This window comes from Actinocatenispora comari, assembly GCF_017312725.1.
Classification (GTDB): domain Bacteria; phylum Actinomycetota; class Actinomycetes; order Mycobacteriales; family Micromonosporaceae; genus Actinocatenispora; species Actinocatenispora comari.
The window spans coordinates 102,145-122,424 of sequence record NZ_BOPO01000111.1 but is presented as its reverse complement, the minus strand read 5'-3'; the positions used below and the strand labels follow the sequence as shown (position 1 = coordinate 122,424).

21 protein-coding genes are annotated in these 20,280 nt (G+C 72.8%); 11 read left to right on the top strand and 10 right to left on the bottom strand.

Features of this window, described 5'->3' with window-relative positions; all coding sequences use genetic code 11:
* Position 1: 1 nt before the first annotated feature.
* Positions 2-1,123 (bottom strand): sialidase family protein, encoded by a 1,122-nt coding sequence (locus tag NUM_RS26875; protein ID WP_207127720.1) that lies wholly within the window; start codon positions 1,121-1,123, stop codon positions 2-4.
* A gap of 92 nt (positions 1,124-1,215) precedes the next feature.
* On the opposite strand from NUM_RS26875, the gene NUM_RS26870 reads away from it, so the two are divergent.
* From NUM_RS26870 to NUM_RS26860, 3 genes are read left to right on the top strand one after another with little or no spacing between them, the layout of a single operon-like run.
* Positions 1,216-2,841: an extracellular solute-binding protein gene (locus tag NUM_RS26870; RefSeq protein ID WP_207127719.1), complete on the top strand. Its 1,626-nt coding sequence runs from the start codon at positions 1,216-1,218 to the stop codon at positions 2,839-2,841.
* Positions 2,838-3,863: an ABC transporter permease gene (locus NUM_RS26865; RefSeq protein ID WP_225918875.1), complete on the top strand. Its 1,026-nt coding sequence runs from the start codon at positions 2,838-2,840 to the stop codon at positions 3,861-3,863. The genes NUM_RS26870 and NUM_RS26865 overlap by 4 nt, the downstream gene beginning before the upstream one ends.
* On the top strand, positions 3,860-4,747 hold the full coding sequence (locus tag NUM_RS26860) for a carbohydrate ABC transporter permease (RefSeq protein WP_225918874.1): 888 nt from the start codon (positions 3,860-3,862) through the stop codon (positions 4,745-4,747). The genes NUM_RS26865 and NUM_RS26860 overlap by 4 nt, the downstream gene beginning before the upstream one ends.
* 43 nt (positions 4,748-4,790) lie before the next feature.
* Here NUM_RS26860 and NUM_RS26855 read toward each other — a convergent pair whose 3' ends face one another.
* The 3 genes from NUM_RS26855 to asnB all read right to left on the bottom strand — a co-directional run bounded on the left by NUM_RS26855 (position 4,791) and on the right by asnB (position 8,834).
* Entirely contained in the window at positions 4,791-6,026 is a 1,236-nt protein-coding gene (locus NUM_RS26855) for a polysaccharide lyase domain-containing protein (RefSeq protein WP_207127718.1), read from the bottom strand.
* Between the two features lie 182 nt (positions 6,027-6,208).
* Positions 6,209-6,826: an LbetaH domain-containing protein gene (locus NUM_RS26850; RefSeq protein ID WP_207127717.1), complete on the bottom strand. Its 618-nt coding sequence runs from the start codon at positions 6,824-6,826 to the stop codon at positions 6,209-6,211.
* Between the two features lie 52 nt (positions 6,827-6,878).
* The gene (asnB, locus tag NUM_RS26845) at positions 6,879-8,834 is read right to left on the bottom strand and encodes an asparagine synthase (glutamine-hydrolyzing) (protein WP_207127716.1); all 1,956 of its coding nucleotides are present in this window, start codon (positions 8,832-8,834) and stop codon (positions 6,879-6,881) included.
* Between the two features lie 329 nt (positions 8,835-9,163).
* On the opposite strand from asnB, the gene NUM_RS26840 reads away from it, so the two are divergent.
* The 3 genes from NUM_RS26840 (at position 9,164) to NUM_RS26830 (ending at position 12,226) form a co-directional block, all read left to right on the top strand.
* Complete coding sequence (locus NUM_RS26840) at positions 9,164-10,330, top strand: NAD(P)/FAD-dependent oxidoreductase (RefSeq protein WP_207127715.1); 1,167 nt, start codon at positions 9,164-9,166, stop codon at positions 10,328-10,330.
* A 133-nt stretch (positions 10,331-10,463) separates the two neighbouring features.
* The gene (locus NUM_RS26835) at positions 10,464-10,775 is read left to right on the top strand and encodes a (2Fe-2S)-binding protein (protein WP_207127714.1); all 312 of its coding nucleotides are present in this window, start codon (positions 10,464-10,466) and stop codon (positions 10,773-10,775) included.
* The gene (locus NUM_RS26830) at positions 10,772-12,226 is read left to right on the top strand and encodes an FAD-dependent oxidoreductase (protein ID WP_225918873.1); all 1,455 of its coding nucleotides are present in this window, start codon (positions 10,772-10,774) and stop codon (positions 12,224-12,226) included. The genes NUM_RS26835 and NUM_RS26830 overlap by 4 nt, the downstream gene beginning before the upstream one ends.
* 27 nt (positions 12,227-12,253) lie before the next feature.
* Here the strand turns inward: NUM_RS26830 and NUM_RS26825 are convergent, their stop codons facing one another.
* Positions 12,254-13,180, bottom strand: a complete 927-nt coding sequence (locus NUM_RS26825; RefSeq protein ID WP_207127713.1) for an alpha/beta hydrolase — start codon at positions 13,178-13,180, stop codon at positions 12,254-12,256.
* A 184-nt stretch (positions 13,181-13,364) separates the two neighbouring features.
* On the opposite strand from NUM_RS26825, the gene NUM_RS26820 reads away from it, so the two are divergent.
* A complete protein-coding gene (locus NUM_RS26820) occupies positions 13,365-14,252 on the top strand; it encodes a YwqG family protein (protein WP_207127712.1) in 888 nt (295 codons plus the stop codon).
* 44 nt (positions 14,253-14,296) lie between these two features.
* On the opposite strand, the gene NUM_RS26815 is transcribed toward NUM_RS26820, so the two are convergent.
* Positions 14,297-15,175: a sigma factor gene (locus tag NUM_RS26815; protein WP_207127711.1), complete on the bottom strand. Its 879-nt coding sequence runs from the start codon at positions 15,173-15,175 to the stop codon at positions 14,297-14,299.
* Positions 15,176-15,462: 287 nt separating this feature from the next.
* Between NUM_RS26815 and NUM_RS26810 the strand changes: the two genes are divergently transcribed.
* Positions 15,463-15,807 carry a DoxX family protein gene (locus tag NUM_RS26810; RefSeq protein ID WP_207127710.1) on the top strand — a complete coding sequence of 115 codons (345 nt, stop codon included), beginning with the start codon at positions 15,463-15,465 and terminating at the stop codon, positions 15,805-15,807.
* Between the two features lie 147 nt (positions 15,808-15,954).
* Here the strand turns inward: NUM_RS26810 and NUM_RS26805 are convergent, their stop codons facing one another.
* Positions 15,955-16,236, bottom strand: coding sequence for a hypothetical protein (locus NUM_RS26805; RefSeq protein WP_207127709.1), 282 nt, complete (start codon positions 16,234-16,236; stop codon positions 15,955-15,957).
* 92 nt (positions 16,237-16,328) lie between these two features.
* On the opposite strand from NUM_RS26805, the gene NUM_RS26800 reads away from it, so the two are divergent.
* Genes NUM_RS26800 through NUM_RS26790 form a run of 3 tightly spaced genes read left to right on the top strand, consistent with a single transcriptional unit; the run spans position 16,329 to position 17,581 of the window.
* Entirely contained in the window at positions 16,329-17,189 is an 861-nt protein-coding gene (locus NUM_RS26800) for a helix-turn-helix domain-containing protein (RefSeq protein ID WP_207127708.1), read from the top strand.
* Positions 17,146-17,355 carry a DUF397 domain-containing protein gene (locus NUM_RS26795; RefSeq protein ID WP_207127707.1) on the top strand — a complete coding sequence of 70 codons (210 nt, stop codon included), beginning with the start codon at positions 17,146-17,148 and terminating at the stop codon, positions 17,353-17,355. The genes NUM_RS26800 and NUM_RS26795 overlap by 44 nt, the downstream gene beginning before the upstream one ends.
* A 28-nt stretch (positions 17,356-17,383) precedes the next feature.
* A complete protein-coding gene (locus NUM_RS26790) occupies positions 17,384-17,581 on the top strand; it encodes a DUF397 domain-containing protein (protein WP_207127706.1) in 198 nt (65 codons plus the stop codon).
* Positions 17,582-17,641: 60 nt separating this feature from the next.
* Here NUM_RS26790 and NUM_RS26785 read toward each other — a convergent pair whose 3' ends face one another.
* The 3 genes from NUM_RS26785 to NUM_RS26775 all read right to left on the bottom strand — a co-directional run bounded on the left by NUM_RS26785 (position 17,642) and on the right by NUM_RS26775 (position 20,149).
* On the bottom strand, positions 17,642-18,043 hold the full coding sequence (locus NUM_RS26785; RefSeq protein WP_207127705.1) for a PPOX class F420-dependent oxidoreductase: 402 nt from the start codon (positions 18,041-18,043) through the stop codon (positions 17,642-17,644).
* 96 nt (positions 18,044-18,139) lie between these two features.
* Positions 18,140-19,012: a TolB family protein gene (locus tag NUM_RS26780; RefSeq protein ID WP_207127704.1), complete on the bottom strand. Its 873-nt coding sequence runs from the start codon at positions 19,010-19,012 to the stop codon at positions 18,140-18,142.
* A 117-nt stretch (positions 19,013-19,129) separates the two neighbouring features.
* Entirely contained in the window at positions 19,130-20,149 is a 1,020-nt protein-coding gene (locus NUM_RS26775) for an aldo/keto reductase (RefSeq protein WP_207127703.1), read from the bottom strand.
* Positions 20,150-20,280 lie beyond the last annotated feature (131 nt).

Genomic DNA, 20,280 nt, shown 5'->3' with positions numbered 1-20,280 from the left:
CTCAGCTGCCGGGGTCGAAGGTGGCGAAGCGCAGCACCGCGAACGAGGAGGTGGCACCGGACTCGTACAGCGCGCCGACGCGGCCGTCGGGCAGCGCGACCAGATCGGAGTACCCGGCCATCCCCGCGTGCAGCACCAGTTCCGGCCGCCAGCTCGCGCCGGCGTCGTCGCTGCCGAACACGGTCAGCTCGCGCCGGATCTCCGGATGCACCGGGGTGGTCGCCAGCAGCCGGTCGCCGACCGCGAGCACGCTGCCCTGGATGCCGGGCGCGGTGATCTCGCCGATCCCGGTGTACGGCGCGGCCAGGTGCTCGCCGCCGTCGGTGGACCAGGCGTGCACCCGCGCCGGGCCGGTGCCGCGGTGGTTGCGGGCGGTGAAGTACAGCCGGCCGTCGGGCAGCGCGGCGACCGCGGTCTCGTTGGCGTTGATCTCCGGTCCGTCGTTGTCGTCGACGAACCCGAGCCGCCAGGTGTGCCCGCCGTCGTCGCTGAGGATGCAGTGCCCACCGTTGTACCGGGCCGGATCGGCACCGGGCGGCGGGATCCGGGAGTGGTTGGCGGGCACCACGATCCGGCCGGCGTACCGGCCGTGGGTGAGTGCGATCGCGTGGCACGGCCCGGTCGCGTACCAGGCCCAGTCCGCCGGCTTGACCTGCTCGGTGATCTCCGTGGTCGGCGTGAAGGCGACCCCGTCGCGGCTGCGCTGGACGTACACCCGGCGGCCGGCCTCGGCGCCGGGTGCGGGCCCGGCGCCGGATGCACCCCGGGCGGTCCGGGAGACGTCGGTGCCGCGGGCGAGGGTCGACTCGTCGGCGTCGGCGCCGTTCTGCACGGTGACGAGCACCAGGTCGCCGGAGCCGGGATCGACGACCGGGGTCGGGTTGCCGCACGTCGTGGCCGGTACCGAGGACGGCACGGTCAGCTCGCCCCAGCTCTCGCCACCGTCGTACGAGCGGCGCAGCACCACGTCGATCTCGCCGGCGTCGCCCGGGCCGTGCCGCCGGCCCTCGCAGAACGCGTACAGCACGCCACCGCGAGCGACGATCGCCGGGATCCGGAACGTGTGGTAGCCGCTGTCGCGGGGATCGAACACGATTCGCGGCGCACCGAGTCTTGATGACATAGGACGTACTATGTCATGGTGAGGCCGCGCACATCAATCGGCGCGACGCCGATTCACCTCCCGTGCACTTCCGGTTCGGAGGACGACCTCACATGCAGCCGATCAGCAGAAGAACTCTCCTCGGTGGCGGCCTCGCCGCCACCGCCGTCGCGGTCACCGGCACTCCCCTGCTGACCGCCTGCAGCTCCGGCGGCGCGGACACCGCGGCGGCGAACCTCGCCGTCAAGCTCCCCGACCACCGGCCCTACCAGGGCGTCCAGCCCGACCTGCCGGGCACCGACCGGGTGCTCGCCGGGTTCCTGAAGTACCCGGCGCACCCGGTGCGGGCGATCCACGAGAAGCCCGGCGACGGCAAGCCGATCTCGTTCCTGACCAACATTCCCGGCGCGATCCCGCCGGCGGAGAACCGCAACCGGTTCTGGCAGGCGATGAACGACCGGCTCGGCTCCGACCTGTCGATCAGCATGGCCTCCAACGACGAGTACCCGAAGAAGTTCGCCACCCGGATCGCCGGTGGCGACCTGCCCGACGTGCTCAACATCCCGCCGACCACCCCGGAACTGCCGGCGCTGCTGAAGGCCAAGTGCCGCAACCTGACCGAGCAGCTGTCCGGTGACGCGGTGCACGACTACCCGTTCCTCGCGAACATCCCGACCGAGTACTGGAAGGGTTGCGTGTTCAACGGCGGCATCTACGGGGTGCCGGTGCCGCGCGGGATGTCCCGCACCTCGCTCCCGCTGTACCGGGTGGATCTGTTGGCGGCCAAGGGCATCAAGAACCCGGCGCCGAAGAACTTCGCCGAGTTCCTGGACCTGTGCACGGCGATGACCGAGCCGAAGCGGCACCGCTGGGCGTGGACCAAGGCGCCGACCGCGTACGTCCGGCAGATGTTCGGCATGGCGAACCAGTGGAAGCGCTCCGGCGACCGGTTCACCACCATGTACGAGGACGAGGCCAACGCCGATGCGCTGGAGGCGACGCGCAAGCTGGTCGCGGCCGGCGTGGTGAACCCGGACGCGTTCGGCGACAAGGCGAGCGCCCGCAAACAGTGGTTCAACGGCGGCATCGCCGCCTTCGACCTGGACAGCTTCGTCGCCTGGAACCAGTACTACGCGGAGAACACCGCCGGCGACGCGTTCTCGGTCGACATGCTCGACGTGCCCGGTTTCGACGGCGGGCTCGGCAAGCCGTGGATGGGCGCGGCGCTCAACAACGTCACCGCGTTCAGCACCGGGTCGAAGCACTCCACCGAGACGCTGCTGAAGCTGGCCAACTGGATGGCGGCGCCGTTCGGCACCGAGGAGTACCTGTTCCGCAAGTACGGGGTGGCCGGCCGGCACTACACGCTGCACGGCAGCGACCCGATCCCGACGAAGGTCGGCGTGGTGGAGACCGGCATCGGCCTGCAGTACATCTGCGACTCGGACCTGGCGCTGTACTACGCCGGCAGGCCCGAGGTGCCGCAGCGCCAGCACCGGATCCAGCAGCGCATCGCCGACCGGCTGGTCTACGACGCCTCGTACGGGCTGTACTCCGAGACGATGTCGCGCAAGTGGACGCAGCTGACCGCCGTGCTGCTCGACGTGGAGAACCAGATCGTGCAGGGCAAGCAGCCGGTGTCGGCGTGGCGGCCGGCGGTCAAGACGTTCCTGTCCTCCGGCGGCACCGCGATGAAGTCCGAGCTGGCGAAGGCGTACGCCGAGGCGGCGAAGCGGTGAGTCGGCGCACCGCGCTGCCGGCCGCACCACCGGGCCGGCTCGCCGACGCACGCCGCGACCCCACCCGCCGCGACCCCGCGCCGGCCGGCCACGCCGGCGGTGCCCGGCGCCGGCTCGGGCTGGGGCGCCGGCTACTGCGCGACCGGGTGTTGCTGCTGTTCGCGCTGCCCGGCATCGCGCTGATCCTCGGCTTCCACTACCTGCCGCTGCTGGGCAACGTGATCGCGTTCCAGGACTACCAACCGTTCCTGGGCATCCGCGGCAGCGCCTGGACCGGGTTCACCAACTTCGCGGTGATCGTCGACGGCGACCCGGCGTTCCTGCGCGCCCTGGGCAACACGCTGATCCTGACGCTGCTGCAGGCGGTGTTCGTGTTCCCGGCGCCGATCCTGCTCGCGCTGCTGATGAACTCGCTGTTCTCCGAGCGGATCAAGCGCATCGCGCAGAGCATCCTGTACCTGCCGCACTTCATGTCCTGGGTGATCGTGGTGGCGCTGTTCCAGCAGATGCTCGGCGGCAGCGGGCTGCTCAACAACTACCTGCGCGCGCACGATCTGGGCACGATCGACATCATCGGCAACTCGGAGCTGTTCCGGGTGCTGCTGACCTCGCAGGTGATCTGGAAGGACACCGGCTGGGCGACGATCCTGTTCCTCGCCGCGCTGTCCACCATCGACGCCCAGCTGTACGAGGCGGCGAGCGTCGACGGGGCCAGCCGCTGGCGGCAGCTGTGGCACGTGACGCTGCCCGGCCTGCGCGGCATCATCATCCTGCTGTTCATCCTGCGCCTCGGTGACTCGCTGACGGTCGGGTTCGAGCAGATCATCCTGCAACAGCAGGCGGTCGGCCGGGACGTCAGCGAGGTGCTCGACACGTACGTCTACAACAACGGCGTGGTCGGCGGCGCCTGGGGCGTCGCGGCCGCCGTGGGTCTGGTGAAGGGGCTGGTCGGCGTGGCGCTGGTACTGGTGGCGAACAAGGTGGCGCACGTGTTCGGCGAGGACGGGGTGTACAGCCGGTGAGCCGCCGGATCGTCAACGGCGTACCCGCGCCGTCCTGGCCGATGCGGGTGGTCAAGGGGCTGGTGCTCGCGGTGTTCTGCGCCGCGGTGGTGATCCCGTTCGTCGGCGTGATCGCCACCAGCGTCGCGCCGGACCGGCAGATCGACGAGGCCGGCGGGCTGGTGCTGATCCCGCACTCGATCAGCCTGGACGCCTACCGGTCGCTGTTCGCCGGCGGGGTGGTCACCCGGGCGCTCGGGATCAGCGTGCTGGTCACCGTCGTCGGTACGCTGCTGAGCCTCACCGTCTCCGGGCTGCTCGCGTACGCGCTGTCCCGGCCGGGGTTCGTGGCCCGCCGGCCGCTGCTGCTGATCGTGCTGTTCAGCATGCTGTTCTCGCCCGGGATGATCCCGCTGTACCTGGTGGTCAAGCAGGCCGGGCTGCTGAACAGCATCTGGGCGCTGATCGTGCCGACGATGGTCAACGCGTTCAACGTGATCGTGCTGCGGGCGTTCTTCGCCAACCTGCCCGGCGAGATCATCGAGAGCGCCCGCATCGACGGCGCCGGCGAGCTGCGCACCTTCACCAGCATCGTGCTGCCGCTGTCCAAGGCGGTGCTGTCGGTGATCGGGCTGTTCTACGCGGTCGGCTACTGGAACGCGTTCTTCTCCGCCCTGCTCTACCTCGACGACAGCCGGCTCTGGCCGCTACAACTGGTGCTGCGCACCTACGTCATCAACGACACCCAGCTGGGCAGCGGGGAACTCGGCACCGAGCGGCTACCGCCGCAGGCGGCGATCCAGATGGCCATCCTGGTGGTGTCGATCGTGCCGATCCTGCTCGTGTACCCGTTCCTGCAACGCCACTTCACCAAGGGCGTGCTGACCGGGGCGGTCAAGGGCTGAGGCCGTCCGGCCGCCCGCACGTCCTTCGCGCGGGCGGCCGGCCTCAGTGGTACTGGTAGGCGCCGGCGTCCCGGCTGCCGGACAGCTCGATGCCGTCCAGGTCCCACTGCAGGGCGTCGGCGTACCGGCTGTCGGGCTCGACTCCGATACCGATGGCCGGGCTGGCCGCGGTCAAGTGCAGATCCGGCGTCGCCTTGCTGACCCAGCCCACGTCGTCGGTGCGCACGTCGTGCGCGCCAGCGGTGAACTGCCACACCGTGCCCGGGTACGACGTGTCGTACAGGTCGTTGTCCTCGTCGGCGCCGAGACCGTCCTCGTACCCGGGCTTCCACCAGACCGAGAACACGTTGTTGCGCAGCTTCAACACGTCCGGCGAACAGCCCGCGTCGCACACCCAGCCCTCGCTCAGCCCGCGCCCGGTCGCCGGGTCGTACCCCGCCTGCGGCAGGTAGACGGAGTTGTCGTACGCCTGGGTGCCGAGCACCGGCCCGAGGTTCGTGTCGTCGGCCCCACGGGTGACCAGGAACGCGCCGCGCGGCTTGGTCGAGGTCACCCGGTTGTAGCCGAACATGTTGTCGCTCGCGGTGCCGCCGGGTTGGTGGCCGAGTTCGGTGAACGTCTCGTTGTCGACACTGACGTTGTAGGTCACCGTGTTCCGGTCCCCGTCGTACACCTCGACGGCCGCCCCGTCGTAGGTGTAGTCGTCGCTGTCGGCGAAGCTGCCGGTGATGGTGTTGCGGGTGACCAGGTTGTCGTCGCCGTTGAGCAGCACCCCGAACGCGCCGGAGTCGTTGTCCGGGTCCGGATCGTTCACGCTCATCTTGTCGTTGTCGATCAGCTGACTCCACTGCACCGCGTCGAACGCCGCGGTCTCCATGATGGACACCCCGACGACGTTGTGGCTGGCCAGGACCGAATCGACGATGTCGTGCTGCCCGTTGGTACCGGCCGGCGCGTTCGCGGCGCCGAGCTCGAAGCCGGCCCAGCCGCAGTCGGTCGCCGCGAGCTCGGTGACCACCCACCAGTTGCCCTCGACCGCGACACAGGTACTGCCGCCGGTGATCACCGGCCGCTCGCCGTCCCCGTACGAGCCGACCGTGATCGGCGCGCCGTCGGCACCGTTCGACGACAGCGTCAGGGTGCCGGTCCACGTCTCGTTCTTCCTGAAGTCGATCGTGTCGCCCGGCGCGAACCCGTGCCCGCTCACCTTCGCCAGCGACCGCCAGGCGGCGTCCGGCGAGGTACCGGCGTTGCCGTCGTCGCCGCCGGTCGCGTCCACGTAGTACGTCGTGGGCGACCCGGCGATGGCTCGGGCCGGGCCGGCCGCCGCAACACCCGGTCCGGACAGGACCAACGCCCCTACCAGCACAGCGACCGCCGCCCCGCGGCCGACTCTTCGGTACCGTCCGGATCCCGCCATCGCCACTCCCCTGCTCGGTCGCTGGACAGCAGGATGCTAGATCATCCTCTTCTGGTCGCGGAGTCCCGTTTCGGATGGTAGGCGGACTGGCGTTCGACCGGGGCGCGGGCGAAGTCACCGGCACCGTTGACCACCTCACCCACCGCGAGCCGCAGACCGCGGGCGGTACCGAAGCCCTTCAGTACCGCACCGCGGGTGTCCGGGTCCGGGTCGGCGTGGCTGCCGCCGCCGGCGAGGACGACGTCGCGGGCGGTGATCCGGCCGAGCAGCTGGGCACCGTCGCCGAGGTCGGCGTCGGCCAGCAGCTCGGCACCGTGGGACAGCCGGCACCCGGCCCCGACTCGTACCGCAGCGGCCGGGCCGGCGGCGCGCAGGGTGACGCCGCCCTCGAACACGCAGCCGTCGCCGACCGTGATGCTGCCGCCGGCCTCGGCGAGCAACCGGGTGCCGGGCCACAGCCGGCTCGCGCCGAGCTCGATCCGGCCGCCCGCCGCGGCGTGCAGAACGACGCCCGGGTAGAGCACCGCGCCCGCCGCGACCGACACGTCCGGCGAGACCATGGTGCCGGCCGGGTCCAGCACCAGCACCTCGGGCAGCGCCTCGACCAGCTCGGCCGCGGTCAGGTAGCCGGCGCGGCGGCGGGCCTCGTCGCCGGTCACCGACCGGCCCGCTGGCGGCGGTCGCCGGCCGGCCCGCTCCCCGCCGCCGCGGTCACCAGGTGGCGCGCTGCACGACGGGCTTGGTGAGCAGCGCCGACTCGGCCGGCTTGGGCCGCGGGTCGATGGAGCGCTCGACGAAGATGGCGTGCCAGACGCAGAACACCAGCGCGGTCCAGACCTTGCGGCTGTTGTCGGCCTCGCCCTTGCGGTGCGCGTCGAGCAGCTTGCGCACGTAGCCGAGGTCGATCAGGGCGCCGGCGCCGGAGCGGGCCAGGATGTTCGCGGCCCACTCGTACATGGCGTCCTTGAGCCAGACCCGGGTCGGTGTCGGGAAGCCCCACTTGCGCCGGTTGACGATCGGCGGCGGCACGATGTTGCGCATCGCCTGGCGCAGCGCGTACTTGGTGTGGTTGCCGCGCAGGGTGACCTTCAGCTCGGTCGGGATGGTCGCCGCCAGCTCGAACACCACCGGGTCGAGGAACGGCACGCGCACCTCGAGCGAGTGCGCCATCGACATCCGGTCGGCCTTGACCAGGATGTCGCCGCGCAGCCAGGTGTACAGGTCGATGTACTGCATCCGGGTCACGTCGTCGAGGTGCGCGCACTCGGCGTAGAGCGGGGCGGTCACGTCGGTGTAGGCCACCGACGGGTCGTAGTGGCGCATCAGCACCTGCTTCTCCGCCTCGGAGAAGATCCGCGCGTTGCCGTAGTACCGCTCCTCCAGCGGCACGGTGCCCCGGTCGATGAAGCTCTTGCCCTTGACGCCCTCCGGCATCACGTTGGCCACCGACTTGAGGCCGCGCTTGATGCCGTCCGGCATGGACGAGATCGAGTGCAGCGACAGCGGCTCGCGGTAGATCGTGTAGCCGCCGAAGAACTCGTCCGCGCCCTCGCCGGACAGCACCGCGGTGACGTGCTGCGCGGCGGTGCGGTTGACGAAGTACAGCGGGACCAGCGCCGGGTCGGCGACCGGGTCGTCCAGGTGCCAGACGATCCGCGGCAGCGCCTCCATCATGTCCTGCGGGCCGATCTTGGTGGGGATCAGCTGCACGCCGAGATGCTGCGCGGAGTCGGCGGCCACGTCGATCTCGGAGTAGCCGGGCACGTCGTAGCCGACGGTGAAGGTCAGCACGTTCGGGTTGAACTCGCGGGCCAGTGCCACCACCGCGGTGGAGTCGATGCCGGACGACAGCAGGCAGCCCAGCGGCACCTCGGAGCGCATGTGCAGCCGCACCGACTCGCGCAGGGTGTCCTCGATCTTCTTGTACAGCGCCTGCTCGTCGGCGACCGGGGCGGGCCGGAAGTCGGCCCGGTAGTACCGGGAGAGCTGCACCGGCTCGCCGGGGCGGTAGGTGAACGCCTGCCCGCACTCGACCCGGCTGATGCCCAGGTGCATCGTGGTCGGCTCGGGCACGTACTGCAGGGTCAGGTAGTGCGACAGGTTGGCGTGGTCGATGCCGTTGTTGCCGGCGTTGGCCGACCCGGCGAACGGCATCAACGCCTTCTTCTCGCTGGACAGGTAGAGCCCGTCCGCGGTGAGCAGGTAGTGCAGCGGCTTGATCCCGAACGGGTCGCGGGCGCCGACCGCGCGCCGCTCCACCTTGTCCCAGATCACGAACGCGAACATGCCGCGCAGCCGGCGCAGTGCGGTCTCCAGGCCCCAGTGGTGGTACGCGGCGAGGATCACCTCGCCGTCGCCGTCGGTCTCGAACTTCGCCCCGCACTCGCGGCGCAGCTGCTCGCGCAGCTCGATGTAGTTGTAGATCTCGCCGTTGAAGGTGAGCAGGTAGCGGTCGAGGTAGCGCAGCGGCTGGTGGCTGTGCGCGACGTCGATGAACGCGAGCCGCTTGAACCCGCACACCACGTCGCCGCCGGGCGAGTCACCGAACGTCTCCACGCCGGTGTCGTCCGGACCGCGATGGTGCAGGTTCTCCAGCGCGTCGGCAATGTGGTCGCGATGCACGCCGGCGATGCCGTGGGCGCTGACGAAGGTGAGCAGTCCGCACATGGACGCCATCTTTTCACGCGCCCGGCCCGCGCCGCCGACTCACCGCCGGACGACACGGCAACCGGACCGGCCCGCGGGTCGGCCGGGGCGCTGGCGGGCCGGTTCGGCCGAGCCCGGCGGCGCGACGTACCCGACAAACGGGTCGATAACCCCGCGGGTCGTGGTCGCGGAGCCGGGCCGGCGGCGACGCGGATCACACCGGATACCTGCCGGCCGGCCGGGAAGCAGGGTGTTGCTGCCGGCCGGTACAGCCGCGACCTCTAGAGTTTGGCGCACTGTGGGTGTCCGTACCTCGGCACCGACCCGTCCTCGGTGGGAGAAGGAGACGCGTGTTCAGCCACTCAGCGCCGGCCACCGTGGACGCGGTGGTCGTCGGCGCCGGCCTGGTCGGCGCCTGCTGCGGCTACGAGCTGGCCGTACGCGGCCGGTCGGTGGTGATCGTGGACCGCGGCGCGGTCGCCGCCGGCGGTACCGGCGCCGGGCTCGGTACCGTCGCGGTCGGTCACCGTCCGGGCCCGCTGCTCGACCTCGCCCGACACTCCCGGCAGCAGTGGGACGGCCTCGCCGACCGGCTCGCCGCCGACCTCGACCACCGACCCGACCTGCGGCTGAGCGCCGACGGCGCGGTCAGCGTCGCGCGCGGTCCGGCCGCCGCGAAGCAGCTGAGCTCGCTCGCGGCCGAGCAGCGGGCCGCCGGGTTGGCCGCCGAGCAACTGTCCGACGCGGACCTGGCCGCGCTCGCGCCGGGGCTCGCCGACGACGTCACGCTCGCGGTCCGCTACCCCGGGCACGCCCGGGTCGCGCCGGTCGCCGCCACGCTCGCGGTGCTCGCGGCCGCGATGGAACGCGGCGCCGTCGTGCTTCCGGCGGCGCCCGTCGCCGCGATCGAACCGACCGGCACCGGGCTGCGGGTCGACACCGCGGCCGGCTCGGTGCACACCGACACCCTGGTCCTCGCCGCCGGGGCCTGGTCGGGGCCGCTGGCCGAACTCGCCTCGGTACGGCTGCCGGTCCGCCCCGGTCGCGGGCACGTGCTCGTCACCGAGCCGCTGCCGCAGCCGCTCGGCCCGACCGTGTACGAGACGGGCCCCGACACGGCCCCGCTGGTGCTGGCGCCCACCGGCACCGGCGCGCTGGCGATCGCCACCACCGGTACCGAGGCCGGCTTCGAGACGTCCGTGCCGGTGCCGGCGCTGCGCCGGCTCGCCGCCGACGCCGTTCGGCTGCTGCCGGCACTGCGCGAGGTGGCCGTGCTGCGCGGCGCCGGCACGCTGTTCGGCCGCACGCCCGACCAGCTGCCGATCATCGGCGCCGACCCGCAGCACCCCGGCCTCTGGTACGCGACCGGCCACGGCGGCGCGGGTGTCGGGCTGGCGCCGGCGACCGGTGAGCTGCTCGCCGACCTGGTCACCGGCGCGACGCCGAGCCTGGACCCGGCACCGTACGCACCGGACCGGCCCGGGCTCGCCCCGGTCGAGCCGGAGACCGACCGATGACGGCGGACCGGCCGACGCGCGCGGGGACGCACCGTCCGATGCCCGGGACGGCGGGAGGACGCCGCGGCCCGGCCGGCGACCGGCGGCCGGGCGCGGACCACCGGGACGCCCGCCCGGCGGGAGGGAGCTGCGGATGAGCGACGACGACGAGCGCGGCCCGTACCGGGTGGTCGACGACCCGGTGGAGCCGACCGCGGAGCCGATCGGCGAGATCGTGCTGGACGGCACCGCGGTGTCGCTGCGGCCCGGCGAGACCGTCGCGGCGGCGATGCTGGCCGCCGGCCGGGTCGGCTGGGACGACGGGCGCGGCGCCGTGTTCTGCGGCATCGGCGTCTGCTACGGCTGCCTGGTCACCGTCAACGACACACCGTCCATCCGCGCCTGCCGGTACGTGGCCCGGCCCGGCGACGTGGTCACGACGGCCGGGCACGGAGGTACGCGGTGATTCCGACCAGGGCGGCGGACGTGGTGGTCGTCGGCGCGGGCGCGGCCGGGCTGCACGCCGCGGTACAGGCGGCGGACGGCGGGGCGAGCGTGCTGCTGCTGGACGCGGACGTGCGGCCGGGCGGGCAGTACCACCGGCAGCTGCCGGTCGAGTTCGGCGCGGTGCGCCCGGAGCGGGCACACCACGAGCAGCCGGCCGCCGCCGACCTGATCGCCCGGCTGGCCCGGCACCGCCGGGTCACCCAGCGCCAGCAGGTCACCGTCTGGGCGGCCGAGCCGCGGGTGGGTGGCGGCGCGCTGCTGCACCTGGCGGACGTCTCGTCCGGCCGCGCCGTGAACGCCGGCGTCATCGCCGCGCCGCGGGTGGTGCTCGCGACCGGCGCGTACGACCGGACGCTGCCGTTCCCCGGCTCCGAGCTGCCGGGCGTGTACACCCCGGGTGCGGCGCGGGCGCTGCTGCAGGGCGCCCGGATCGTGCCGGGGCGCCGGGTGCTCGTCGCCGGTACCGGGCCGTTCCTGCTGCCGGTGGCGGCGGGGCTGATCGAGGCCGGCGCGCGGCTCGCCGGGGTGCTGGAGGCCAACCACACCCGCGGTTGGGTCCGCCGGCCGCGGGCGATGGCGCTCGCGCCGGAGAAGGTGGCCGAAGCTGCCCGCTACACCGCGACACTGACCCGGCACCGTACCCGGGTCCGGGCCGGCCGCGCGGTCGTCGCGGTCGAGGGCGACGGGCGGGTGCAGACCGCGACGGTGGCGAAGCTCAAGCCGGACTGGACGATCGTGCCGGGCAGCGAGAAGACCATCGAGACCGACGCGGTCGTCGTCGGGTACGGGTTCGTGCCGCAGCTGGAGCTCGCGCTCGCGCTGGGCTGCGACACCGAGCCGGGCCCGGACGGGTCCCCGGTCGTCGCGGTCGACGACGCGCAGCTCACCAGCCGCCCCGGGGTGTACGCGGCGGGCGAGCTCACCGGTGTCGGCGGCGCCGTGCTGGCCGCCGCCGAGGGCGCCCTCGCCGGCCTCGCCACCGCGCTGGACCTCGGTACCCTCGGCGAGCGCGGCCACGCCGCCCGCGCATCGGCCTGGCAGGGCGCCCGCGCCCGGTACCGCCGGTTCGCCGACGCGCTCGCCGCGGTCTATCCGGTACCGGACGGTTGGCAGAGCTGGCTGGCCGACGACACCGTGGTGTGCCGGTGCGAGCGGGTGCGCTACGGCGCGTTGCGTGACGCGGTCGAGTCCGGCGCCACCGCCCTGGGTACGGTCTGCGCCGCGACCGGCTGCGGCCAGGGCCGGTGCCAGGGCCGCAGCTGCGGCACCGCGGTCGCCGGGCTGACCGCGACACTGTCCGGTGTGGACGGTCCGGCCGAGCTGCCGGATCCGCTCGCGCTGTCGGTGCGCCCGGTCGACACGCCGATCCCGCTCGGCGAGCTCGCCGACGACCCGGACCGCCCGGAGTGACCCGGGCTGGCTGTCCACAACGGACGGTCAGCCGAGGTGGGCGCGGACGAACGCGGCGATCTCGTCGGTGGCCGCGGCGGCTTCCGGCGTGCCGAGCAGCAACGGGTAGGCGTGCGGCAGCCCGGCGCCGATCGTCAGGGTGGCGTCCACGCCGGCGTCGCGCGCCGCGTTCGCCAGCCGCTGCGCGTCGCTGAACAGCAGCTCGGCGGAGCCGACCAGGATCAGCAGCGGCGGCAACCCGTGCAGGTCGGCGAACAGCGGCGAGGCGAGCGGATCGGTCGGATCGGCGCCCCGTAGGTAGTCGGCCGCGATGCCGCGGATCATCGCCGGGGTGAACAGCGGATCGTCGCCCACCTCCTCGACCATCGAGGCGCCGGACGAGGTCAGGTCCACGTGCGGGGACAGCAACACCGCCGCCGCTGCCCGGGCCGCGCCGGCCGGGTCCGCGGGGTGTCGGGCGGCGTCGCGCAGCCTGGCGAGCAGGCCGACGATCAGGCCGGCACCGGCCGAGTCACCGCACAGCGCAACCGATCCCGCCGAGACGCCGGCGGCGCCGACCAGCCAGCGCCACACCGTACGCACGTCCTCGGCCGCGGCCGGAAACGGGTGCTCCGGCGCCAACCGGTACTCGGCGAACAGCACCCGGGTGCCGGCCGCGCGACCGAGCCGCGCCGCCAGCTCGCCGTGGCTGCGCAGCGAGCCGCGGCCGAACCCGCCGCCGTGCACGAACAGCAGCACCCGGTCTGCCGCGACGCCGGGCGGGTCGAGCCAGTACGCGGGCACCCCGCCGGCGTCGACCGGGGTGACCCGCACGTCGGTCGGGACCGGGTGGATCTCCCCCGCCGGCGCGAACGCCTCCCGCGCCCGGTCGAGCGGCACGGGCGGTTGCCCGGCGCGCTCGCGCCGGCGCGCCCGGAACCGCTCGATCGCGGCGCTCATCTCGACACTCGGCATGCCCGCACCCCCGTACCCGAGTCTGGCACCGCCGTCCCCGCACCGTGCCTGGCTCCGGGCGGGCCCACCGGGGTCTGCGACGATGTCGGACCCCGACGCTAGGGTGCCGGGCGTCCGTCGGAGACTCCTGCCGCCGACGAACCCGTCCGAACGACACCGTCCTGCGTCGACCCCTGGAGCGATCGTGGTCCGTCACACCCCGCCTCGGCCGGTAGCGGTCGAGGAGCTGTTTCCCGAGCTGGTGCCGCTGCGCACCGAGTCGGTGCGGCTGCATCCGCGCCGCGGCACGCCGACCTGCCGGGAGAGTTCGGTCGGCGGACCGCTGCTGTGGCCGGCGGCCGAGCCCTGGCCGACCTGCGCCGAGGAGCACTACGAGTTCGAGCAGGAGATCCGGCACGATGCGGCGGTGCCGCTGGTTCCGATCGTGCAGCTGTTCCGGCGGGACGCTCCGAGCATGCCGTTTCCGGACGGTACCGATCTGCTGCAGGTGCTGTGGTGTCCGTTCGCGCACGGGGAGGCCTACTGCCCGCGGCCCGTGGTCTGGTGGCGTGACTCGCGGTCGATCGGCGCGGTGGCGGACACGCCGGCGGCCGTCCCGGACGCGTTCGAGGACCACGTCCCCGAACCCTGCGTGGTGCATCCGGAGCGGGTGACCGAGTACCCGAGCTGGGATCTGCCGGACGACCTGCGCGCCGCGCTGGCCGACCGCTTCACCGAGCTGGAGAACGACACCGGCTGGAGCTACCACTGCCACCTGTCCGACGCGCCCGGGATCAAGCTCGGCGGCTACCCCGGCTGGACCCAGGACCCGTACTGGCCCGACTGCCCGACCTGCGGTCGGCGGATGGAGCACCTGCTGACGGTGGCCAGCTGGGAGGCCGACGGGGAGAGCTGGCGTACCTGGCTGCCGGTGGAGGACCGGGACACGACCGACGGCCGGACCGGGCCGATGCAGGGCAACCACGTGATCGAGTCGGCCGGGCTGATGCTGGGTGACGCGGGTGGCGTCTACGTCTTCGAGTGCCGCTCCTGCCCCGATCGGCCGGTCGGGTACTGGTTCGACTGCTCGTGACTGGTGCGCCCACCGGCTCTGGCCGCGGCCGCGGCCGCGCGTCGTCAGGGCGGCGGCAGGGTCAGGGTGATGCGTGCGAGGCGGGCCGGGTCACCCACGATGTCGACGGCCTGGATCAGGTCGTCGGGGCCGAGGTCGATCCGCAGGACGGCACGGATCCGGCCGTGCGGCGCGAGCACGACGCCGGGAGCGCCGTCGACGAGCAGCACCACGCCGGTGGCGGCGCGCCGGGTGAACAGGCGACTCTCCTCGGCGACCGCGTCCGCCCCGCGGACCTCGGCCGGTACCTGCCGGCCGACCAGGTTCGCATCCACGGTGCGGACCACGTCGGGGGCGAGCAGCCGCAGCAGCGCGGCCAGGTCACCGCCGCGCGCCGCGGCCAGGAACGCCTCGACCACCCGCAGGTGCTCGCGGGTACGGCGGGGCGGATCCGGCTGCGGGGCGCGGATGCGGTCGCGGGCCCGGCTGGCGAGCTTCTTGGCCGCCGCCGGCGAGCGGTCCAGCAGCCGGCCGACGTCGTCGAACGGCAGCGCGAACACGTCGTGCAGCACGAACGCGACGCGCTGCGCCGGCGACAGCCGGTCCAGCACGACCAGCAGCGCACGGTCGACGCCGTCGGCGAGCAGCGCGTCGGACTCCGGCGACACCCAGGACGCCTGGCTGGCCAGCACCGGCGCGGCGTCGTCCAGCGGCAGCTCGGCCCGCCGGGTACGGGCACGCAGTTGGTCGAGGCATTCGTGCACGGTGATCGTGGTCAGCCAGCCGTCGACGTTGGCCACGTCGGCGTCGGACGCGCTGGCCTTCAGCCACACCGCCTGCACCGCGTCGTCCGCGTCGTCGGCCGACCCGAGCAGGTGGTAGGCCACCTGTTTCAGCCGATCGCGGGACGCCGCGAACCGGTCGGTGCGATCGGCTCCGGTCACGAGGTCACCTTCCTGGGCCGGGAGACGTCAGACAGGGGAACGGCAGTGCCCCGCCGCCCGAAGGGATCGGTTCCGCAGATGAAAGCAACGAGGTCAGGCTACCGCCGCGGCCCGGATCGGACCGCCGTCGGCAGGAATGCCCGGGTCGGGCGGTTCGGCGGCCGGGCGAGTCCGGTGGATCGTGCGCCGTCGTCCCGCGGTCGGTCCGGCGGCGGACCGGCCATGAGCGAGCAGGTCATCGGCGGGACGTGCCCGTGCCGAACGGGCGTTGCGACGGAAGGGCGTCCATGAGCACCGGGTACCTCGTCGTCGTGCTCGTCACCGCGGTGGCGACGGCGGCGATCGGCGCGGCCGCGGCGGCGCGGGCGTCGTTCGTGCGCGGGTTCATGACCGTGGTCGGCGTGCCGGACTCGTGGCTGCCGTGGCTCGCCACCGCGAAGCTCGCCGGCGCCGCCGGCCTGCTGGCCGGCCTCGCGTACCGGCCGCTCGGCGTGGTCGCCGCGACCGGCCTGGTGCTGTACTTCGCCGGCGCGGTCGCCGCGCACCTGCGCGCGCACGGCTACGCCACCCTCGGCTTCCCCGCCGGGTACCTCGCACTGGCGGTCGCCTCGCTGGTGCTCACGCTGGCCTGATCGGCGCCGGGTTCGCCACGCGCGACCGCGGCGACGGGAGTCCGAGCAGGACGCCGTGGGGAGACGGGGCGGCGTCCTGCTCGGACGGTCCGGTGTGGACGGACCGGGCCGGCGAACGGGCTCGGACGAACGGATTCGAGGCCTGGCTCAGCGCGGGTCGAGCCAGATCAGGTCGAGCACGCGTACCCGGTCGAACAGGTCCAGCGCCGACCACGCGCTGGCACATTGCGCGGTCGAGCTGCCGTCCGGGCTGACCAGGTAGGCACCGTCCGGAAGCTCGATGCCCCAACGGAAAACCGTCGGCGCGTCCTCGTCGTCGCGGTGGGCCAGGACGAACCGGCGCGGCGGCGCACCGGCGGCGTCGATCAGGTGCGCCAGTAGCTCGGCGTCGCTCGGTTCCAGCGGTTCGGTGCTCGGCTCTGCGTTCATGACACCAGCCTGGCGGATCGCATGCACGGAGGGTAGGCTCGCGCTCCCAACAGGTGATCCGTGTACGGATTCCACAGTGGACGGAGAGCGCGATGGCCGACCCGGACGAGACGCCGCCGGAGACGTTGCAGGAGTACTTCGTCGTGCAGTTGCGCCGGTTCCGGCACGACCGCGGCCTGAGCCAGGCGCAGCTCGCCGAGCGGATCAACTTCTCCCCCGGCCTGATCAGCATGGTGGAGACGTTGCAGCGCGCGCCCACCGCCGACTTCACGGCCGCCTGTGATGCCGCGCTCGACACCGGCGGTGCCCTCACCAACCTGCTCCCCATGATCGCCCGCGAGGCCTACCCGAAATGGTTCCAGTCCTTCGTCGCTCTCGAAGGAGAAGCGAAGACCATCGAAGGATTCGAGGTGCAACTCGTGCCGGGACTCCTCCAGACCGAGGAGTACGCGCGCGCCGTGTTCCAACCGGACTGGCCGCCGCGGGACCCCACGGAACTCGACGAACGGTTGAAGGCACGGCTGGAGCGGCAGGCGATCCTCGATCGCGCCGAGCCACCACTCATCTGGACGATCCTGGATGAGAGCGTGCTACACCGCCAGGTCGGAGACGACGACGTCATGGCCGCACAGCTCGACCGTCTCGTCGTCCTCGCCGAACGACCACATATCAAGCTGCAGGTTCTGCGTCTGTCTGACGCCGGAAGAGCGCCCTTGGATGGCTCGTTCGTACTGATGACCCTGCCGAACGGAGAGCGCCTCGCATACGTCGACGGATCCGGCTCCGGACAGATCCTGCCCTCCGTCGAGCATGTGCAAAGATGCGCACGAACGATCGATGTCATGCGATGCGAAGCGCTGTCCGCCGCCGACTCGATCGCGCTGATACGGCATGTGAGGGAGACGCGTTATGCACAGCCACGAAAGCCACTGCCTGCGATGGCAGAAGAGTAGCCGCAGCGGCACCTCCGGCGGCAACTGCGTCGAGGTGGCAATGCAGGCGGACACCTGCTATGTCAGGGACAGCAAGAACCCCGGTGGAGGAGTGTTGCGCGTCGATGCCGTTCAGTGGACGGCGTTTCTCGATGTCGTCCGGAACGGTCCTCACATCGGCAAGTGAGCCCGACGCATTCGCGGAGGCGAGCCAGATGAACGGTGCTCAGACCAACGAACTGCGGTGGCGGAAGAGCAGTCGCAGCGGTAGCCAGGGCGGGAACTGTGTCGAGGTCGCGGTGGCCGCGGGGCGGTGGTACGTGCGGGACAGCAAGGACCCGGCGGGCGGCGTGTTGCGGGTCGATGCCGCCCAGTGGGGCGCGTTCCTCGACACCGTCCGGCACGAGGGCTGAGCGGCCGGGTTCACACCGGGATGTGGGCGGCGGCCGGTGGGCACCGGCCGCCGCCGCCCGTCACTCGGCGAGGGCGCCCCAGGCGTGCCAGCGGTCGATGGTGATCCAGGCGTTGACCCGGGCGTGCTCGCGGTCCGGGTAGGGTTCGCCGCCGTAGTGCCGGGACAGGCTGTCGATGCCGGACAGGTCGGGGTCGGCCGCCAGCTCGACCCGGCCCTGCAGGCTGACGTGGGTGTACCAGTTGCCCTCGTCGATCACCGTCAGCGAGACGCGCGGGTCCTCCCGCAGGTAGCGCAGCCGGGCCCGGCGCTCGTCCATGTTGACCAGGATCTTCTCGCCGTCCAGCCGGTACCAGGTGGCGACGGAGACCGGCTGGCCGTCCGGCCGCACCGTGGTGATCACCGCCGGGTTCGGCTTTTCCAGCATCTCGCGTACCCGTTCGGGCAGTGGTCCGGTGGGCATTCCGCTCATCCTCTCGCGTGCCGCGACCCGCGCCGGGCGGTCGCTCGACGCGATGGGCGCCGGGTCGGCGCCGTGGCTGCATCGGTGCCCAGTCTGTCAGGTCGGGTAGCCGACGAAGGCGAACCGGGTCGAGTCCGGCGACCAGCTGTTGACGTTCATGGTGCCCTGGCCGCCGAAGACCGCGGCGACGTCGCGGATGCCGGTACCGTCCGGGCGGCAGAGCCGGACGAGCACGTCGACGTTCTCCGGATGGCCGAGGGTGCCGGGCGGGAAGCTCACGTAGGCGAGGTGGCTGCCGTCCGGCGAGGGGTGCGGGAACCAGTTGACCCGCTCGTCGTCGGTGAGCCGCACCGGGTGCCGCCCGTCCGGCCCCACCCGGTACAGCTGCGCGTGGCCGGGCACGTCGGCGCCCCGCTCGGAGTTGAAGTAGACGCTGCCGTCCGGGCCGAACTCGGGGCCGTCGGCCGGTGAGAACCCGCTGCCCAGCAGCGTGTCGGTGCCGGGGCCCGCGGGCCGGGTGAACACCCGCCGCAACCCGCCCGCGTCCGCACCGACCCGCTCGGTACCGACGAAGGCGAGCGTGCCGCCGTCGGCGCTGATGCCGTGCAGGTAGTAGCGGAACGCGCGGGCCGGCGCCTGGTCGTCGGTGAGCCGGGCCGCCACGCCGTCGGCGCAGCGGTAGAGGTGCCCGTCCTCGGCGGAGACGTACACGGCGGTGCCGTCCGGGGCGAGCACGTGGTCGTTGTTGATCGGCGGCACGTCGCCCAGCTCGACCGGCTCCGGCTCGCCGCCGTCGACCGGGATCCGGTACAGCCCGCCGTCGGCGTTGACGACCAGGTACCGGCCGTCGGCGGTCCAGTTCGGCGCCTCGAACAGCATCGTGGTGGAGGCGAACACCAGCCGCGGTCGCGTGTCGACGCCCGCCACGTACAGCTCGGCGCGCTGCCCCGGCGCCAACACCCTGCCCACGATGCTCCCCTCCGCCGACGGCCCGATCGCGACACCCTACCGGCCGGGTGGGCGGTCGCCGGGCGGACGGTCGCGCCCCGGGCCCGATGGCCCGGGGCGCGGATCCGGTGCCGGCCGCTACAGGCCGCGGTGGCGCTGCTGCACGCCGGGCACGCCGTACGGGTAGTCCGCCATCACCGGCGCGCTGGCGTCGGTGAGCGTCTGCTGCTCCCGCTCGGACAGTCGCAGGTCGTCGGCGGCCAGGTTGTCGGTGAGCTGCTCGACGGTACGCGCGCCGAGGATCACCGAGGTCACCGCCGGCCGGTCGCGCAGCCAGGCCAGCGCCACCTGGGCCATCGACACGCCGCGCTCCTCGGCCACCGAGCGCACCGCCTCGACCACCCGCCAGGTGCGCTCCTGCTCGTTGCGCCGCTGGTACGCCTCCTGGCCGCGCTCCGGGTTCTCCCCCAGCCGGGTCGCGCCGGTCGGCGTGGTGTCCCGCTGGTACTTGCCGGTCAGCCAGCCGCCGGCCAGCGGGGACCAGGGCAGGATGCCGATGTTCTCGTTGCGGCACACATCGACCAGCTCGAACTCGATGTCGCGGACGAGCAGGTTGTACTGCGGCTGCAGGGTCACGATCGGCGCGAGGTGCAGGAACTCGGTCAGCAGCGCCGCCTTCTGCAACTGCCAGCCGAGGAAGTTGCTCACCCCGACGTAGCGGATCTTGCCGGCGCGCACCGCGTCGTCGTAGAAGCGCAGCGTCTCCGGAAGCGGCGTGAGCGGGTCGAACGCGTGCGCCTGGTACAGGTCGATCGCGTCGGTGCCGAGCCGGCTCAGGCTCGCGTCCAGCGCCCGGGTCAGGCTGACCCGGCTGAGCCCCAGGTCGTTGCGGCCCTCGCCCATCGGGAACCGGCCCTTGGTGGCGAGCACCACGGCGTCCCGGGCGCCGGGCCGCTTGGCGAACCAGCGACCGATGATCTCCTCGGAGACGCCGTGCGAGTAGACGTTCGCGGTGTCGACGAAGTTGCCGCCCTGCTCCAGGTAGAGGTCGAGCTGCGCGTGCGACACCTCCTCGCTGCTCTCCGCACCGAAGGTCATCGTGCCCAGACACATCGTCGACACCACGGTGCCGGTCCCACCCAGCGTCCGGTACTGCATGCTTCGCCTCCTGCTCCGCCGCGGCCCGGGTGGCCGCCGCCCTCCGTTGTACTTTGGTCCCGGCCGTTTGAGCTGTCCAACAGAAGAAAACGATGCGATCGATCACCACCGGTGCTCAACGCGTCGTCGGG

What these genes read in the sequence shown, in the direction of transcription:
- asnB (WP_207127716.1), bottom strand. Translation starts at nt 8,834, where the DNA reads ATGTGCGGACTGCTCACCTTCGTCAGCGCCCACGGCATCGCCGGCGTG.
- NUM_RS26870 (WP_207127719.1), top strand. Translation starts at nt 1,216, where the DNA reads ATGCAGCCGATCAGCAGAAGAACTCTCCTCGGTGGCGGCCTCGCCGCC.
- NUM_RS26785 (WP_207127705.1), bottom strand. Translation starts at nt 18,043, where the DNA reads ATGCCCACCGGACCACTGCCCGAACGGGTACGCGAGATGCTGGAAAAG.
- NUM_RS26790 (WP_207127706.1), top strand. Translation starts at nt 17,384, where the DNA reads ATGAACGGTGCTCAGACCAACGAACTGCGGTGGCGGAAGAGCAGTCGC.
- NUM_RS26795 (WP_207127707.1), top strand. Translation starts at nt 17,146, where the DNA reads ATGCACAGCCACGAAAGCCACTGCCTGCGATGGCAGAAGAGTAGCCGC.
- NUM_RS26800 (WP_207127708.1), top strand. Translation starts at nt 16,329, where the DNA reads ATGGCCGACCCGGACGAGACGCCGCCGGAGACGTTGCAGGAGTACTTC.
- NUM_RS26810 (WP_207127710.1), top strand. Translation starts at nt 15,463, where the DNA reads ATGAGCACCGGGTACCTCGTCGTCGTGCTCGTCACCGCGGTGGCGACG.
- NUM_RS26805 (WP_207127709.1), bottom strand. Translation starts at nt 16,236, where the DNA reads ATGAACGCAGAGCCGAGCACCGAACCGCTGGAACCGAGCGACGCCGAG.
- NUM_RS26775 (WP_207127703.1), bottom strand. Translation starts at nt 20,149, where the DNA reads ATGCAGTACCGGACGCTGGGTGGGACCGGCACCGTGGTGTCGACGATG.
- NUM_RS26875 (WP_207127720.1), bottom strand. Translation starts at nt 1,123, where the DNA reads ATGTCATCAAGACTCGGTGCGCCGCGAATCGTGTTCGATCCCCGCGAC.
- NUM_RS26835 (WP_207127714.1), top strand. Translation starts at nt 10,464, where the DNA reads ATGAGCGACGACGACGAGCGCGGCCCGTACCGGGTGGTCGACGACCCG.
- NUM_RS26825 (WP_207127713.1), bottom strand. Translation starts at nt 13,180, where the DNA reads ATGCCGAGTGTCGAGATGAGCGCCGCGATCGAGCGGTTCCGGGCGCGC.